General features: G+C 34.4%; 13 protein-coding genes. All 13 read left to right on the forward strand.

Going from position 1 to position 15,162, the window contains the following annotated elements; translation table 11 throughout:
* Positions 1 to 2 precede the first annotated feature (2 nt).
* The 13 genes from queA (at position 3) to FC72_RS07915 (ending at position 15,128) form a co-directional block, all read left to right on the forward strand.
* Positions 3 to 1,037, forward strand: a complete 1,035-nt coding sequence (gene queA / locus FC72_RS07855; RefSeq protein ID WP_057766512.1) for a tRNA preQ1(34) S-adenosylmethionine ribosyltransferase-isomerase QueA — start codon at positions 3 to 5, stop codon at positions 1,035 to 1,037.
* Positions 1,038 to 1,335: 298 nt separating this feature from the next.
* The gene (gene tgt / locus FC72_RS07860) at positions 1,336 to 2,478 is read left to right on the forward strand and encodes a tRNA guanosine(34) transglycosylase Tgt (protein WP_057766515.1); all 1,143 of its coding nucleotides are present in this window, start codon (positions 1,336 to 1,338) and stop codon (positions 2,476 to 2,478) included.
* Between the two features lie 92 nt (positions 2,479 to 2,570).
* Positions 2,571 to 3,035 carry a preprotein translocase subunit YajC gene (gene yajC, locus FC72_RS07865; RefSeq protein WP_057766517.1) on the forward strand — a complete coding sequence of 155 codons (465 nt, stop codon included), beginning with the start codon at positions 2,571 to 2,573 and terminating at the stop codon, positions 3,033 to 3,035.
* A 190-nt stretch (positions 3,036 to 3,225) separates the two neighbouring features.
* Positions 3,226 to 4,662, forward strand: a complete 1,437-nt coding sequence (gene zwf / locus FC72_RS07870) for a glucose-6-phosphate dehydrogenase (protein ID WP_057766519.1) — start codon at positions 3,226 to 3,228, stop codon at positions 4,660 to 4,662.
* A complete protein-coding gene (gene dinB, locus FC72_RS07875; RefSeq protein WP_057766521.1) occupies positions 4,637 to 5,809 on the forward strand; it encodes a DNA polymerase IV in 1,173 nt (390 codons plus the stop codon). The genes zwf and dinB overlap by 26 nt, the downstream gene beginning before the upstream one ends.
* Entirely contained in the window at positions 5,802 to 6,755 is a 954-nt protein-coding gene (locus FC72_RS07880) for a DHH family phosphoesterase (RefSeq protein ID WP_057766523.1), read from the forward strand. Before dinB ends, FC72_RS07880 begins: the two co-directional genes overlap by 8 nt.
* Complete coding sequence (locus FC72_RS07885) at positions 6,756 to 8,102, forward strand: DEAD/DEAH box helicase (protein ID WP_057766524.1); 1,347 nt, start codon at positions 6,756 to 6,758, stop codon at positions 8,100 to 8,102.
* A gap of 274 nt (positions 8,103 to 8,376) precedes the next feature.
* Positions 8,377 to 11,016 carry an alanine--tRNA ligase gene (gene alaS, locus FC72_RS07890; protein WP_057766526.1) on the forward strand — a complete coding sequence of 880 codons (2,640 nt, stop codon included), beginning with the start codon at positions 8,377 to 8,379 and terminating at the stop codon, positions 11,014 to 11,016.
* A 63-nt stretch (positions 11,017 to 11,079) separates the two neighbouring features.
* The gene (locus tag FC72_RS07895) at positions 11,080 to 11,337 is read left to right on the forward strand and encodes an IreB family regulatory phosphoprotein (protein WP_057766528.1); all 258 of its coding nucleotides are present in this window, start codon (positions 11,080 to 11,082) and stop codon (positions 11,335 to 11,337) included.
* Positions 11,337 to 11,771 carry a Holliday junction resolvase RuvX gene (ruvX, locus tag FC72_RS07900; RefSeq protein ID WP_057766530.1) on the forward strand — a complete coding sequence of 145 codons (435 nt, stop codon included), beginning with the start codon at positions 11,337 to 11,339 and terminating at the stop codon, positions 11,769 to 11,771. Before FC72_RS07895 ends, ruvX begins: the two co-directional genes overlap by 1 nt.
* Before the next feature lie 8 nt (positions 11,772 to 11,779).
* Positions 11,780 to 12,088: a DUF1292 domain-containing protein gene (locus FC72_RS07905; RefSeq protein WP_057766532.1), complete on the forward strand. Its 309-nt coding sequence runs from the start codon at positions 11,780 to 11,782 to the stop codon at positions 12,086 to 12,088.
* Between the two features lie 86 nt (positions 12,089 to 12,174).
* On the forward strand, positions 12,175 to 12,717 hold the full coding sequence (locus tag FC72_RS07910; RefSeq protein ID WP_057766533.1) for a CvpA family protein: 543 nt from the start codon (positions 12,175 to 12,177) through the stop codon (positions 12,715 to 12,717).
* A 56-nt stretch (positions 12,718 to 12,773) separates the two neighbouring features.
* On the forward strand, positions 12,774 to 15,128 hold the full coding sequence (locus FC72_RS07915) for an endonuclease MutS2 (RefSeq protein ID WP_057766535.1): 2,355 nt from the start codon (positions 12,774 to 12,776) through the stop codon (positions 15,126 to 15,128).
* Positions 15,129 to 15,162: the final 34 nt, after the last annotated feature.

Here is a 15,162-nt window from a genome sequence, read left to right on the forward strand (position 1 = left end):
AAATGACACTAACAACTGAAGATTTTGATTATAATTTGCCAGAAGAACTAATTGCACAAACACCAATAAAGGATCGTGACCATTCACGTTTGCTAGTTTTAGATCACGAAACAGGAAAATATGAAGATAAACATTTTTATGACATCTTGGATTATCTAAATCCAGGGGATGCACTTGTTATGAACAATTCACGTGTTTTACCTGCTAGACTTTATGGAACAAAAGAAGATACAGATGGTCATGAAGAAGTATTGTTGTTAAACAATATCGAAGGTGACAAGTGGGAAGTATTAATGAAACCCGCACGTCGTGCCAAAGTTGGTACAAAAGTTCAATTTGGAGATGGACAACTAGAAGCCACTGTTTTAGAAGAATTAGAACATGGTGGGAAGATCATTGAATTTAATTATGAAGGTATTTTCTTAGAAATCTTGGAAAAATTAGGTGAAATGCCTTTGCCTCCATATATCAAGGAAAAATTAGATGATCCTGATCGTTATCAAACAGTTTATGCTAAAGAAAACGGATCAGCAGCAGCACCTACAGCTGGATTACATTGGACAAAAGATCTATTGGAAAAAGTTCAAGAAAAAGGTATTAAATTAGTTTATCTAACATTACACGTTGGACTAGGAACCTTTAGACCAGTGACTGAATCAGATATTAGTAAACATGTTATGCATTCAGAATTTTATCGATTAGATGAAGATTCAGCTAATACTTTGAATGAAGTCCGTAAAAATGGTGGCAAGATCGTAGCAACCGGTACAACATCTATTCGCACATTGGAGACAATTGGTACTAAGTTTAATGGAGAAATCAAACCAGACAGTGGTTGGACAGATATCTTTATTAAGCCAGGATACGAGTGGAAAGTAGTAGATGAATTCATTACAAACTTCCATTTACCAAAATCAACATTAGTGATGCTAGTAGCAGCCTTTACAGGACGTGAAAATATCTTAAATGCATATGAACATGCGATTGAAGAAAAGTATCGCTTCTTTAGTTTTGGGGATGCTATGTTTATCAAGTAGAGAGCAAATCAAACCGGTCAGCTCCTGAGCATTACCTAGGATATAAGATGCGTCGCAAAGCGACACATCTTATATCCGTAGTAAGCGCAGGGAGTTGGTTTGATTTGCTCGTTTCAGCAATAAAGCAGAATAATTATTTAAAAAGAGCAACAAGATAACTAATTGCATAATACGTAAGTAATCAAGGAGATGTCTTGATTTGCTCGTTTCAGCAATAAAGCAGAATAATTACTTTCAGTCAGATGACTTACTTGTTAGTTTCAGATTTAAAAAGTAACAAAACATAAAAGGAGAATATATGGAACCAGCTGTTAAATATACATTACTAAAAAAAGAAAAACACACTGGCGCACGTTTAGGTTTATTGGAAACACCACATGGAACATTCGAAACACCTATGTTTATGCCTGTTGGAACTGAAGCTTCAGTTAAAAACATGGCTCCGGAAGATTTAGATAAAATTGGTGCTTCAATTATTTTGGCCAATACATATCATTTATGGTTAAGACCTGGTGAAGATATTGTTAAAGAGGCCGGCGGACTACATAAGTTCATGAATTGGGATAAGGGAATTTTGACTGATTCAGGTGGCTTTCAAGTTTTTTCATTGGCTAATACACGTGATATTACTGAAGCTGGAGTTCATTTTAGAAATCATCTAAATGGACGTCGTGAATTTTTATCACCTGAAAAGGCTATTAAAATTGAAAATTATTTAGGCCCAGATATTATGATGAGTTTGGATGAATGTCCTCCATTCTTTGAAAGCTATGATTACATTAAAAAATCAGTTGCCAGAACTAGTCGTTGGGCAGAGCGTGGATTAGAAGCTCACAGAAATCCTGATTGGCAAGCCTTATTTGGTATCGTTCAAGGTGCCGGCTTTGAAGATCTTAGAAAACAAAGTGCACATGACCTTGTTAGTATGGATTTTCCGGGTTATTCAATTGGTGGTTTATCTGTTGGTGAATCTAAGGAAGAAATGAATAATGTTCTTGATTTTACAACACCATTATTACCTGAGAACAAGCCTCGTTACTTGATGGGAGTGGGATCAACTGATGCTTTGATTGATGGTGTCATCCGTGGTATCGATATGTTTGATTGTGTACTACCAACTAGAATTGCTAGAAATGGTACATGCATGACAACTAAGGGTCGTTTAGTAGTTAAAAATGCTAAATATGCTCGTGATTTCAGACCTTTGGATGAAAATTGTGACTGCTATGTTTGTCGTAACTATAGTCGTGCTTACATCCGTCATTTGATCAATGCAAATGAGTTATTTGGTACACATTTGACTAGTTATCATAATCTTTATTACTTGCTTAACCTAATGAAGGGTGTTCGCCAAGCTATCAAAGATGATAATTTGATTGAATTTCGTGAACATGTCTTTGAAGAATATGGCTTGAATAAAGAAAATGCCCGTAATTTCTAATTTTTTTTTAATAAAAAAAGCCACGTAGTGGCTAGGTGTGTCAATCTTTGTTATTCTATAATAAGGAAAGTAATTATTAAGAGGTGGAAAATTTGAATATTTTAACATTGGGCGCTGCAGCTGGTGGATTATCATCATATAGTTTCTTTATCATTATCATTCTTATGGTTGTGGTAATGTACTTCATGTCAGTTCGTCCTCAAAAGAAACAACAACAAAAACGTCAAGAAATGCTAAAGGCAATGAGTGCCGGAGATAGCGTTGTTACACTTGGTGGTATCAAAGGTAAGATCCATTCGATCAACCGTGAATCAGAAGAAGTTGTAGTTGATTGTGATGGCATTTACTTAACATTTGATTTGAAATTCATTCGTCAAACAACTCCTGCTACTGAAACAGTTGCTAAACCAGCTGAAAAAGCTGAACCGGCAAAAGAAGAAGCAGCAAAAGAGACAAAAGAAACTGAAACAAAGTCAGAAGAAAAATCAGAAACAACTGATTCTAAAGAAGACAGTAGTGATGATACTAACGCTGACGAAACAAAAGAAGATAAATAACTTTTTTAAGATTGAAACTTAGGTTTCAATCTTTTTTTTAGCGTTTTACTTGCCTTATAGTAAGGTCTAAGGTTTAGAATGTTATTTGTATTAGAGACAATAATGAAGATGTTTTTTTATGTGTAGTGTAAAATAGAATTATATGTTTTATTAATGGAAATTAGACGATTTATCAAAGGGAGTTTAAAGAATGGCTACAGAAAAGTCAGCAGTATTTATAATTTTTGGTGGTTCTGGTGATCTAGCACATCGTAAATTATATCCAGCTTTGTATCGCTTGTTTAAAGCCGGCATGTTAAAAGATCACTTTGCAGTAATTGGTACAGCTCGACGCCCATGGAGTAACGAATATTTTCGTCAAACAGTAATAACGTCACTTGAGGATTTTGACGATGATAAGAGAATGATGGAAAACTTTGCTATGCATTTCTACTATCAATCTCACGATGTAAACGATTCTGATCATTATATTGCTTTGAAACAATTGGCAAGTAAACTTGATGATCGTTTTGATACTGAACATAATCGAGTTTATTATATGGCGATTGCTCCTAGATTCTTTGGAACTGTTGCAGCCCATATCAAATCAGAAGGATTGAAAACAGATGGCTATAATCGTCTTGTTATTGAAAAACCCTTTGGAAGAGATCTAAATAGTGCTTGTGATTTAAACGATGCTCTCTCTAAGGCATTTACTGAGGAAGAAATTTATCGAATCGATCATTACTTGGGTAAAAAGATGGTCCAAGAAATTCCAAATTTACGAAAGAAAAATCCTAAATTTGATGAAATTTTGAATAATAAATATGTATCCAATATTCAAGTAACTTTAGGTGAATCACTTGGAGTTGAAGATCGTGGTGGATACTACGAAACTGCTGGTGCACTTCGTGATATGGTCCAAAATCATATTATGCAAATTTTAGGTGTTGTCGCTATGGATGAGCCTGATGTTATGGATGCTAAATCAATTCATGATATTAAAGAAAAATTATTTGCTAGTTTGAAAGATCTTACTCCAGATGAAGTTTCTAAGAAATTTGTTCGTGGACAATATGATACAGATGAAATGGGTAAATTAAATCCTTATCGAAAAGAAGACAAGGTTGAAGAAGATTCAAATATAGAGACATTTGCTGCTGGTAAAATTGAATTTGATAATGAACGTTGGAGCAATGTTCCATTTTACGTTCGTTCGGGTAAAAGGATGCCTAAAAAGTCTTCTAGAATTGATATAGTGTTCAATGAAAAGGTGGCTGACCTTGGTATCAGAGCAAATACAATTGTTACATTGTTTATTGAGCCTGATGAAGGAAGCAGTATTTTGATCAATGGAATCGATTATCGAGAAGTTAAACAAAATTTGATCAAATATCCTGAAGATCCTGAAATTTTTGATAACGCACGTGAAGCTTATGAAAGTTTGATTATTGATATTCTTGCTGGTGATAAAGCTAACTTTACACTTTGGGAAGAATTGAAGAGTACTTGGAAATATATTGATGTAATTAGAAAACAATGGGATGAAGAAAGTCCTAAATTTCCTAACTATCTAAGTAACACTATGGGTCCAGATACTGCCGATACACTTTTGGAAAAGGATGGTAATTCTTGGATCTGGAATTAAGGCGGTGTTTGTAATCGGATTTTTAAAAATACCAATTAGAATTGAAGAAAGTAGAAAAATTATCCATGTTGATATGGATGCTTTTTTTGCGTCTGTAGAAGAAAGAGAACATCCATATTACAAGAAAAAATGCCTGATAGTGGCACAAGATCCTCGTAAAAATCATCACCATGGAGTAGTAACGACTGCTAATTACAATGCTAGAAAATATGGTGTTCATTCAGCTATGCCTGCTCAACAAGCAGTTGAATTAATACCACGGGAAAAGTTGGTAATTGCACCTCCAAATTTTGAATTATATCGTAAGGTTTCAAATTATATTCACGGTATTTTTGCTGATGTGACTGACGTTTATCAATCCGTCGCACTGGATGAGGCATATTTGGATGTTACTAAAAATAAACTCGATGAAAACAATACGGTGAAAATAGCTAATTATATTCAACAGCGTATTATTAAAGAAACTAGGTTAACTTGTTCAGTTGGAATATCATATAATAAATTTTTAGCCAAAATGGCATCTGATTATCGTAAACCATTTGGTAGAACCATTATTTTGGGTGAGTATGCTGAAGATTTTTTGAAACCAATTCCGATTGAAAAATTTAATGGTATCGGTAAAGCCATGCAAAAGAAATTGCACGATATGGATGTATATACTGGAGAAGATCTTCAAAACCTGGATCAAGATATCTTCTTGAAAACCTTTGGTAAACTAGGATATGTTATGTTTCGCAGAGTTCATGGCATTGATGACTCACCAGTTAATAATCATCGGTTGAGAAAATCTATTGGTCGTGAACGAACCTATAATATGAATTTGGTTTTGGATAAACAGGTAGAACAAGAATTGCATTTTTTGGCCGATCTTGTTAGTAAAGATTTAAAGAAACAAAGACAACACGGTAAAACAATCGTATTAAAATTGCGTAATTCTGAATTTGAAACGATAACTAAAAGAATGAGTTTTCAAGATTATGTGCAAAATTCAGATGAAATTTATCGAGTTGCTAAGGGAATTTATGATAAATTAAAGGTAAGTGATCAAAAAATCCGGTTATTGGGGATAACCGTGACTAATCTTGATCCATTATCGTATCAAGAGGTTTCATTAAAGTTATTTAAAGACGGAGGCACTAATGAATAAGTTTGCAGATATAATTGAAACAATCAAAAAGTATGATAGAATTATCATTTTACGTCATCAAAATCCAGATCCCGATGCTTTGGGGTCTCAAAAGGGATTGGCACTGACTTTGCAAGCAGCCTTTCCACAAAAAACTATTTTGATCGGTGGACAAAACGCTGAGGGATTAAAATGGTTATCCACAATGGATCATATTAAAAATGATGATTTTAAGGGTGCTTTAGTAATTACGACAGATACAGCTAATACACCAAGAGTTGATGACGATCGATATGACCAAGGAGATTTCCTGATCAAAATTGACCATCATCCAAATGATGAAGCATATGGTGATCAACTATATGTAAATACAGATGCTAGTTCTAGTTCAGAAATCATTGCTGATTTTATTGAGGACTGCGATGATTTGACTTTAACTAAAGAAGCTGCCTACTATTTATATGCTGGAATTGTCGGAGATACAGGTCGTTTCATGTACCCATCTACTACTGAACATACGATGTGCGTGGCTGGTAGATTTTTGGCTCTTGGCATTGATGCAGCAGGTATCAATCAAAAAATGAATGAAATTACTTTGCAACAAGCTAAATTGCAAGGTGAATTATTTGATCGTTTAAAGGTTGATGAGTCTGGTGCTGCAATGGCTGTAATTGATGACGATTTGATGAATAAGTTAGGTATTAATCAAGAACAAGCAAATTCTGTTGTATCAACACCAGGACGATTAGGCGAGGTCTTTGCTTGGCTAGAAGCCGTCCAAAAACATGATGATACTTATAGAATTCATCTTCGTTCAAAAGGTCCAGTTATTAATGAATTAGCTAAAGAACATGATGGCGGCGGACATCCTTTAGCTAGTGGTGCAAATGCAAAGGATTTAGAAGAAGTAGACCAAATGTATAATAAATTAATTAAAATCGTAACTGATTTTAAAAAGGGTGAATAAATGACAAAATTTTCACAGTATAACTTCAATGATGCTATCAATAAATCATTGAAAGAAATTCATTTTGATGAGCCAACCCCAGTTCAAGAAGCTGTTATCTCATTAGTGAATAAGAAAAAAGATATTATCGTTCAATCAGAAACAGGTTCGGGTAAAACTCATGCCTTCTTATTACCGATTTTAAATGCCATTACCAAGAATCAAAATGTGCAGGCATTGATTGCAACACCTAGTCGTGAGTTGGCTTACCAAATATATGAAGATACACAAAATATTTTGAAGAACTATCCTGAAGAATATAATGCGTTTATCTTTGTTGGTGGTGCTGATCGTGAACGTCAAAAAAGAAAATTAAGTGCTCATCAACCACAAATAGCTATTGGTACACCTGGTAGATTGTGGGATTTGATCAGAGAAAATGATTTGCATGTTGAAAACGTTGAGCGTTTTGTAGTCGATGAAGCTGATATGACTTTAGACATGGGATTCTTAAATGATATTGATCATATTGCTGCGAAGATGCCAGATAATCACGAAATGCTTGTATTCTCAGCTACAATTCCACAAAAATTGGAGCCTTTCTTGAAGAAATATATGAGAGGTCCAAAGAGAATTGAATTGAAGAATTCATCAGTTATTGCTAAAAACGTTGATAACTGGCTAATGTTTACTCACGGCCGTGATAAAAAAGAATTGATTTATCAATTAATGACTCTTGGTTCACCATATATGGCTTTGATTTTTGCTAATACTAAGAAGACTGTTGATGAGATCTACGAATATCTTAAAGCCAAAGGACTTAAGGTTGCCCGTATTCATGGTGGATTAACTCCTCGTGAGAGAAAACGAGTTATGAAGCAAGTTGAAAATATGGAATATCAATTCGTTGTCGCAACTGACCTAGCTGCTAGAGGTATTGATATTAATGGTGTTTCTCATGTTATTAATGCTGAAATACCTGATGACCTAGAATTCTTTATCCATCGTGTTGGTAGAACCGGACGTAATAAAATGTCAGGTACTGCAATAACACTATATGCACCTGGTGAAGAACATAAGGTTGCCGATATTGAGCACTTAGGTATTAAATTCAAGCCTAAGGAATTAAAAAATGGCGAAATAGTTGATGGATATGATCGTGATCGTCGTAATGACCGTCATGCTACACAAGAAAAACTTGATACTAAATTAGTCGGTTTTGTTAAGAAACAAAAAGTTAAGAGAAAGCCTGGTTATAAGAAGAAGATCAAACAAGCAATCTCAACTGAAAAACGTCAACAAAGAAAAATCAAAAATCGTCAAGAAATGCGTAAACAACGCGATGCAAGACGTAAGAATGGTAAGTAATATTTAAATATTGACTTTTTTTGGCCTGGTAGTTAATATTTTCATTGGATATATCAAATGATAAGTGTCAAAAGAGAAGGCTATTTGGTGAGAACGCCTAGACAACTAATTATTTAGATGCTACCAAAATGTTAATTTAATATAACTTTTTGAGAGGCTAACGAAAAATCGTTGCAAACAAGGTGGTACCGCGCAGTGGCGTCCTTGAAATTGCAACGGTTTTTATTTTTTTTGAGCAGTCTTATTAAGAAATCATTTATTTAGGGGAGATAAAATGAAAAATTTATCTAGTGCAGAAATAAGAAAAATGTTTTTGGATTTTTTCCAAACAAAAGGTCATACCATTGAACCTAGTGCATCTTTAGTACCAGTCAATGATCCGACTTTACTATGGGTCAACTCTGGAGTTGCAACATTGAAGAAGTATTTCGATGGAACAGTGATTCCTAAGAACCCTAGAATTACTAATGCCCAAAAATGTATCAGAACAAACGATATTGAAAATGTTGGTAAAACTGCTCGTCATCAAACATTCTTTGAAATGCTTGGTAACTTTTCAGTCGGTGATTATTTTAAAAAAGATGCCATTCCTTGGGCTTTTGAATTCTTAACAAGTCCTGACTGGATCGGAATGGATGTTGAAAAGCTATATGTAACTACTTATCCAAAAGATACAGAGACTCAAAAGATCTGGGCTGAAGTGGGAATCTTACCAGATCATATAATTAAAGAAGAAGATAACTTTTGGGATATTGGTGAAGGTCCTTGTGGTCCTGACTCAGAAGTATTTTATGATCGTGGACAAAGTTTTAATAACTTGTCAGAAGATGATCCTGAGAATTATCCTGGTGGAGAAAATGAGAGATATTTGGAAGTTTGGAATATTGTTTTCTCAGAATTAAATCATTTGCCAAATGGTAAATATGTTGAACAACCACATAAAAACATTGATACGGGGATGGGACTAGAACGTTTAGTTTCTATTATTCAAGGAACAAAAACTAACTTTGAAACTGACTTATTTAAACCTATTATCGAACAAGCTGAAGAATTAAGTGACAATCGTAAATATGGTAAAAATGATGAAGATGATGTATCATTTAAAATCATCGCTGATCATGCTAGAACTGTTTCGTTTGCTGTCGGTGACGGAGCTTTGCCTTCAAATGAAGGACGAGGATATGTTATTAGACGTTTGATCAGACGTGCCGTTTTAAATGGAAAGAAAATCGGTATCGATGGACCATTTCTTTACAAACTAGTGCCAACAGTTGGTAAAATTATGGAAAGTTACTATCCAGAAGTTAGTCAACAACAAGAATTCATTGCTAAAACCATTCAACAAGAAGAAAAACGTTTCTCCGATACATTGAACGATGGTTTAACATTATTGAACGGTGTTATTGCTGAACTTCATAAAAAAGATGAAAAGATGATCGACGGAGCATCTGCTTTCAAACTTTATGATACTTATGGTTTCCCATTGGAAATGACTCGTGAATATGCTCATGATGAAGGCTTAGATGTTGACGAAGATGGTTTCAAGGAAAATATGGAAGCTCAGAAACAACGTGCTCGTAACGCTCGTGGTAATTTGCAATCTATGGGAATGCAAGATGAAACCTTGATGGAAATTAAGACTAAGAGTGAATTCGTTGGATATGACCATAATGAAATTAAAGCCACATTGAAAGATATTGTTTCTGAAGATAAAGAAGTTTCGACCGTTTCTGACGGTAAAGCACAACTTGTTTTTGATAAGACACCATTTTATGCCGAAATGGGTGGACAAGTAGCTGATATTGGTGGAATTTATGATAATAATGGTAACCAAGTTGCCGAAGTTGTCGATGTACAACATGCTCCAAATGGTCAAAATATTCATTTAGTTAATGTTTTCAATGAGTTGAAAACAGATAACGAATATGAATTGAAGATCGATGTTGATTTCCGTGAAAAAGTTCGTCATAATCACACAGCTACTCACTTATTAGATCAAGCTTTACGTGATGTCGTAGGACCAAGAACTCATCAAGCTGGATCACTAGTTGAACCTGATTATTTGAGATTTGATTTTAATAGTAATACTGCATTAACAGATGAACAAATCAGTCAATTGGAAACAATTGTCAATAAGAAAATCTGGCAAGCTATTCCTGTTAAAACAGAAGTTCTTCCTATTGAAGAAGCTAAGAAAAAGAAGGGTGCTATCGCCTTATTTAGTGAAAAGTATGGTGATTTAGTACGTGTTGTTGAAATTGATGATTATTCAGTTGAGTTCTGTGGTGGAACACACGCAAGAAATACATCAGAATTGGGACTATTTAAGATAACTTCTGAATCAGCCATTGGTTCTGGTATTAGAAGAGTTGAAGCAGTAACTGGTGAAGAAGCTTTCAAGTATCTCAATACACAATTACAGCTATTGCAAGAAACAGCAAGTACAATGAAAGTAAATCAATTGAAAGATGTACCTCAACGTGCAACTCAATTGATCGATGATAATAAAGCATTAAAACGTGATAATCAAAATCTTAAGACTCAACTTACTAGTCAAAAATCAAATGAGATTTTTGATCATGTTGAAGATATCAACGGATTCAAGGTTATTGCAGATATAGTTCCAGCAGACATGTCTGCACTAAGACAATTAGCTGATAAATGGAAGAATGATAAAAATTCTGATATTTTGGTATTAGGCGCTAGTGCAGATAAGAAAGCCAGCTTAGTTGTTGCTGTAAATAAGGATGCTCAAGATAAAGGTGTAAAAGCCGGTGATGTGATCAAGAAGATTGCTAAAGAGATTCAAGGTGGCGGCGGTGGTCGTCCAGATATGGCACAAGCTGGTGGTAAAAACCCTGCTGGTTTAACAAATGCGTTACAAATGGCTAAAGATGTTATTAAATCTTATTAAAGTGGGCTATAATTGAAGTAAGATTTTTTCAGCCATTTAAATAATGTTATATGGAGGTTTGCCATGAGTTCACTTGATAAAACAATGAGTTTTGACTTTAATGAGAATAAAGGCAAAGATGTAAAAGATACTCTTCAAAGTGTCTACCAATCTTTAGAAGAAAAGGGATATAATCCTATAAATCAAATAGTCGGATACTTGTTATCAGGGGATCCAGCTTATATTCCAAGACATAATGATGCTAGAAATCTAATTTTAAAGCATGAAAGGGACGAGATAATCGAAGAACTAGTTAAAAGTTATCTCGGTCAAAGTAAATAATGCGGTTATTAGGATTAGATGTTGGCTCAAAAACTGTCGGAGTGGCTGCTAGTGACTTATTGGGCTGGACAGCTCAAGGTGTAGAAATTATTCGTATCAATGAAGATGATGGGGAATTTGGCTTAGATAGATTGTCAGAAATTATTAAAGATAAACAGGCGACAGGAATTGTCATCGGCTTACCTAAAAATATGAATAATACTGAAGGACCAAGGGTTGAAAAATCTCGTGAGTACGGCGATATGGTAAAAGAAAGATTTAATTTACCAGTTGATTTTATTGACGAAAGGTTAACAACCGTTCAAGCTGAACGCATGTTGGTCGATGAAGCTAATGTCTCACGTAAAAAACGTAAAAAAGTTATTGATAAAATTGCAGCTGAAATGATTTTACAAAATTATTTAGATGCGAAAGGTAAATTAACACGAAAATAGGTGAAAATATGAGTGAAAATCCACAGTCACCAAAAGATTTGGATGAAGTAATTTTAAGTGATGATAAAGGAAACAAGGAAGTTTACAAGATCCTCTTTACTTTTGATTCAGAAGATTACGGTAAATCATATGTCTTCTTGTATCCTAAAAATGCAGAAGATTCAGATGAAATTGAAGTACAAGCTTTCTCATTTACACCCGATGAAAATGGGGATGTTGATGCAGGAGAATTAAATCCTATTGAAGATGAACAAGAATGGGATATGGTTCAAGAAGTGCTTAATACTTTCACTGAAGACGACGAACAAGGTGAATAACTGATAAAGGCGGGACAAGAGTGAATTTTTATCTCTTGTCCCGCATTTATGCAAAACTTGAGTGATACAGAATCAAAGGGGATATAATGCTGAGTCTTTTAATTGTTTTATGTTTAGTCTATGGCTTCTACGTCGGAGCACGACGCGGCTTGATGATGCAAGCTTTTTATACAGTTGGATATACAATATTCTTTGGAATAGCATGGGTATCAGCTAGAGCTTTAGGACCAAAATTTGAAATGTTAATACCATATCCTTCCGCCAATCTAGGAAGTGAATTTGCATTCTTTTCTACAAAAGTTGGAATGGAATTAGACGACGCATTTTATCGTGCATTTGCCTTTCTTTTCGTATGCTTTGTTGGATGGATCATCATGAGATTTATTGGATTATACTTTAAACGTTTAACGTATTTTCCAATGTATAATGATGTAAATCTTTTAAGTGGAGGAATACTAGGACTAGTAGTCAACTATGTAATGGTCTTTTTGATACTTTTGATTATGGCCATGATCCCGGTTGCTGGTATTCAAAATGCATTGCAACATTCATTTGTTGCATCGGCAATGATCAGAAGTACTCCAATATTGACTCACGCGTTAACAACGCTTTTGATAAGTGGTTTATAAAAAATAAGGCTGGGACAATTATATTGTTTCAGTCTTATTTGTTAAGAGGAGATTAAATGAATAATAAAGCATTAAATGTTTTAGAATTTGACAAGATAAAAGCTGAAATAGGGAAGTTTCTTATTACCTCTCGTGGACATGCATTATTGAAAAAATTAATGCCTATGTCAGTTGAATCAATTGTTCAAAGATTGATAGATCAAACGAAAGATGGAATGGATATTGTCCGTCTAAAGGGTGAAATACCTGTTAGAAAATTAGCCGATTTAAATGATCAAGCTAATCGTCTAAAAAAAGATGGTAATTTAAACGGAACAGAGCTTGCAGCAATTGGTCAAGTTCTAAAAAATACTAGTGAATTAAAAGAATTTTTTGAAGGTCTGCATGATGATGCAATTGACCTTAGACAGTTATACGATTTGAATGATGATTTGATCGATAATCCTAGTTTGACGACTAGAATCAATAAATCTTTAGATGAAAGTGGTCGTGTTTTAAATGCTGCTTCACCTGATTTGAAATACATTAGAGAACATATTGAGCGTTTAAATGATCAAATAAGACATGCGATGGAACAGTTTACTCGTGGTAAAAACACGAAATATTTAACTGAATCTATCGTTACTTTACGTGATGATCGATTTGTTGTTCCAGTTAAAACTGAATACAGAGCTAAATTTGGGGGCGTCGTCCACGATCAAAGTGCCAGTGGACAAACTCTTTACATTGAACCTCAAGCGGTTGTAGGTCTTAATAATCAGCTTCATGATGATCAAACATCTGAAAAACTTGAAGAGATAAGAATCTTAAATGAACTATCTGATTTAGTACGGCCAGAAATTGACGATATTGTTAAGAATAACGATGTTTTAGCACAGTTTGATCTAATTAATGCTAAGGCTAAGTATGCTAAAGAGATCAAAGGTACTGAGCCATTGATTTCAAAAGAAAGAGTTGTCGATCTTAAAGATGCCAAACATCCTTTAATTGACCCTAAACGAGTAGTAGCAAACGATATTAAAATTGGTGACGATTATCAAACAATGTTGATAACTGGTCCTAATACTGGTGGTAAAACTATTACCATGAAAACGTTGGGATTGATTCAAGCAATGGCACAAGCTGGATTATTTATTCCAGCCCACGAAGAAAGTGAAGTCGCTGTTTTCGATGAAATTTTTGTTGATATTGGTGATGAACAATCAATTGAACAAAACTTAAGTACATTTTCATCACATATGGATAATATTATTAATATTATTCATAAAGTTTCTCAAAATAGTTTAGTTTTAATTGATGAATTAGGTGCTGGTACTGATCCTCAAGAAGGAGCTTCAATAGCCATTGCGATTTTAGAGAAACTTGCTAAATCAAATTGTATGATCATGGCTACAACACATTATCCAGAATTGAAGATCTTTGCTTATAATACAAAGGATACTATTAATGCCAGTATGGAATTTGACGATAAGTCTCTTAAACCAACATACCGTCTTTTGATCGGTATTCCAGGTGCAAGTAATGCCTTTAATATTGCTGGCAGACTTGGTATGGATCGTGATGTTGTTGAACGTGGTGAATCCTTAATGAGTGGGGAAAGCCAAGATTTAAATAATATGATTACTGATCTTGAGAATCGTCGTAAGGAATTTGAAAAGAAAAATCAAGAACTTGATACGCAATTAGCCAAGAATAAAGAGATTCAAGATGACTATGAGAAGAAACAAGTAGCTTTAGCAAATTCTAAAGATAGTGAAATTCAAGCTGCAAAAGTACGTGCTAATCAAATTGTGGCTAAAGCTAAAGGTAAGTCAGACAAGATCATCGATCATTTGCGCGAAATGGAGCGTAAAGGTGTTGCTGTTAAAGAGGATCAATTGATCAGTGCCAAAACAGAGTTGAAGAATCTTCATCAAGATGAGACCGTTAAAAAGAATCGTGTTCTACGTAGAAATAAACGTAAACAGGCTCTAAAGGTTGGCGATGAAGTAAAGGCTATACCTTATGGTCAAATTGGTACTATCGTAAGAAAAAATCGTAATGATGAGTATGAAGTTCAACTTGGAATTTTGAAAATGAAATTCAAGAGTGATGATCTTGAGAAAGTACAATCTTCTAAGGATAACGATGAACCTAAACCAACTATGGTGAGAAGAACTAAGAGTACAGGTCTTTCAAGTAAATTAGATCTTCGTGGTAAACGTTATGAAGAGGCTATGACAGAATTAGATAGTTATATTGATGAAGCTCTATTAGCAGGTTATAATCAAGTTACTATCGTTCATGGATTTGGTACGGGAGTAATTAGAAAAGGTGTTACTAAATATTTGCAAGGTAATCCGAGAGTTAAGTCATTTGGATATGCGCCTGCAAGTTCTGGTGGTTCGGGAGCAACAATTGTAGATTTATAGTTTTTTTGAAACAAAATGTTTCCTTGAATTACCT

Source organism: Companilactobacillus tucceti DSM 20183, from assembly GCF_001434665.1.
GTDB classification, from domain to species: Bacteria; Bacillota; Bacilli; order Lactobacillales; family Lactobacillaceae; genus Companilactobacillus; species Companilactobacillus tucceti.

Bases quoted from the DNA above. Each gene is read 5' to 3' on its own strand.
- queA (WP_057766512.1), top strand. From the start codon at position 3: ATGACACTAACAACTGAAGATTTTGATTATAATTTGCCAGAAGAACTA.
- tgt (WP_057766515.1), top strand. From the start codon at position 1,336: ATGGAACCAGCTGTTAAATATACATTACTAAAAAAAGAAAAACACACT.
- zwf (WP_057766519.1), top strand. From the start codon at position 3,226: ATGGCTACAGAAAAGTCAGCAGTATTTATAATTTTTGGTGGTTCTGGT.
- dinB (WP_057766521.1), top strand. From the start codon at position 4,637: ATGGTAATTCTTGGATCTGGAATTAAGGCGGTGTTTGTAATCGGATTT.
- FC72_RS07880 (WP_057766523.1), top strand. From the start codon at position 5,802: ATGAATAAGTTTGCAGATATAATTGAAACAATCAAAAAGTATGATAGA.
- FC72_RS07885 (WP_057766524.1), top strand. From the start codon at position 6,756: ATGACAAAATTTTCACAGTATAACTTCAATGATGCTATCAATAAATCA.
- alaS (WP_057766526.1), top strand. From the start codon at position 8,377: ATGAAAAATTTATCTAGTGCAGAAATAAGAAAAATGTTTTTGGATTTT.
- FC72_RS07895 (WP_057766528.1), top strand. From the start codon at position 11,080: ATGAGTTCACTTGATAAAACAATGAGTTTTGACTTTAATGAGAATAAA.
- ruvX (WP_057766530.1), top strand. From the start codon at position 11,337: ATGCGGTTATTAGGATTAGATGTTGGCTCAAAAACTGTCGGAGTGGCT.
- FC72_RS07905 (WP_057766532.1), top strand. From the start codon at position 11,780: ATGAGTGAAAATCCACAGTCACCAAAAGATTTGGATGAAGTAATTTTA.
- FC72_RS07910 (WP_057766533.1), top strand. From the start codon at position 12,175: ATGCTGAGTCTTTTAATTGTTTTATGTTTAGTCTATGGCTTCTACGTC.
- FC72_RS07915 (WP_057766535.1), top strand. From the start codon at position 12,774: ATGAATAATAAAGCATTAAATGTTTTAGAATTTGACAAGATAAAAGCT.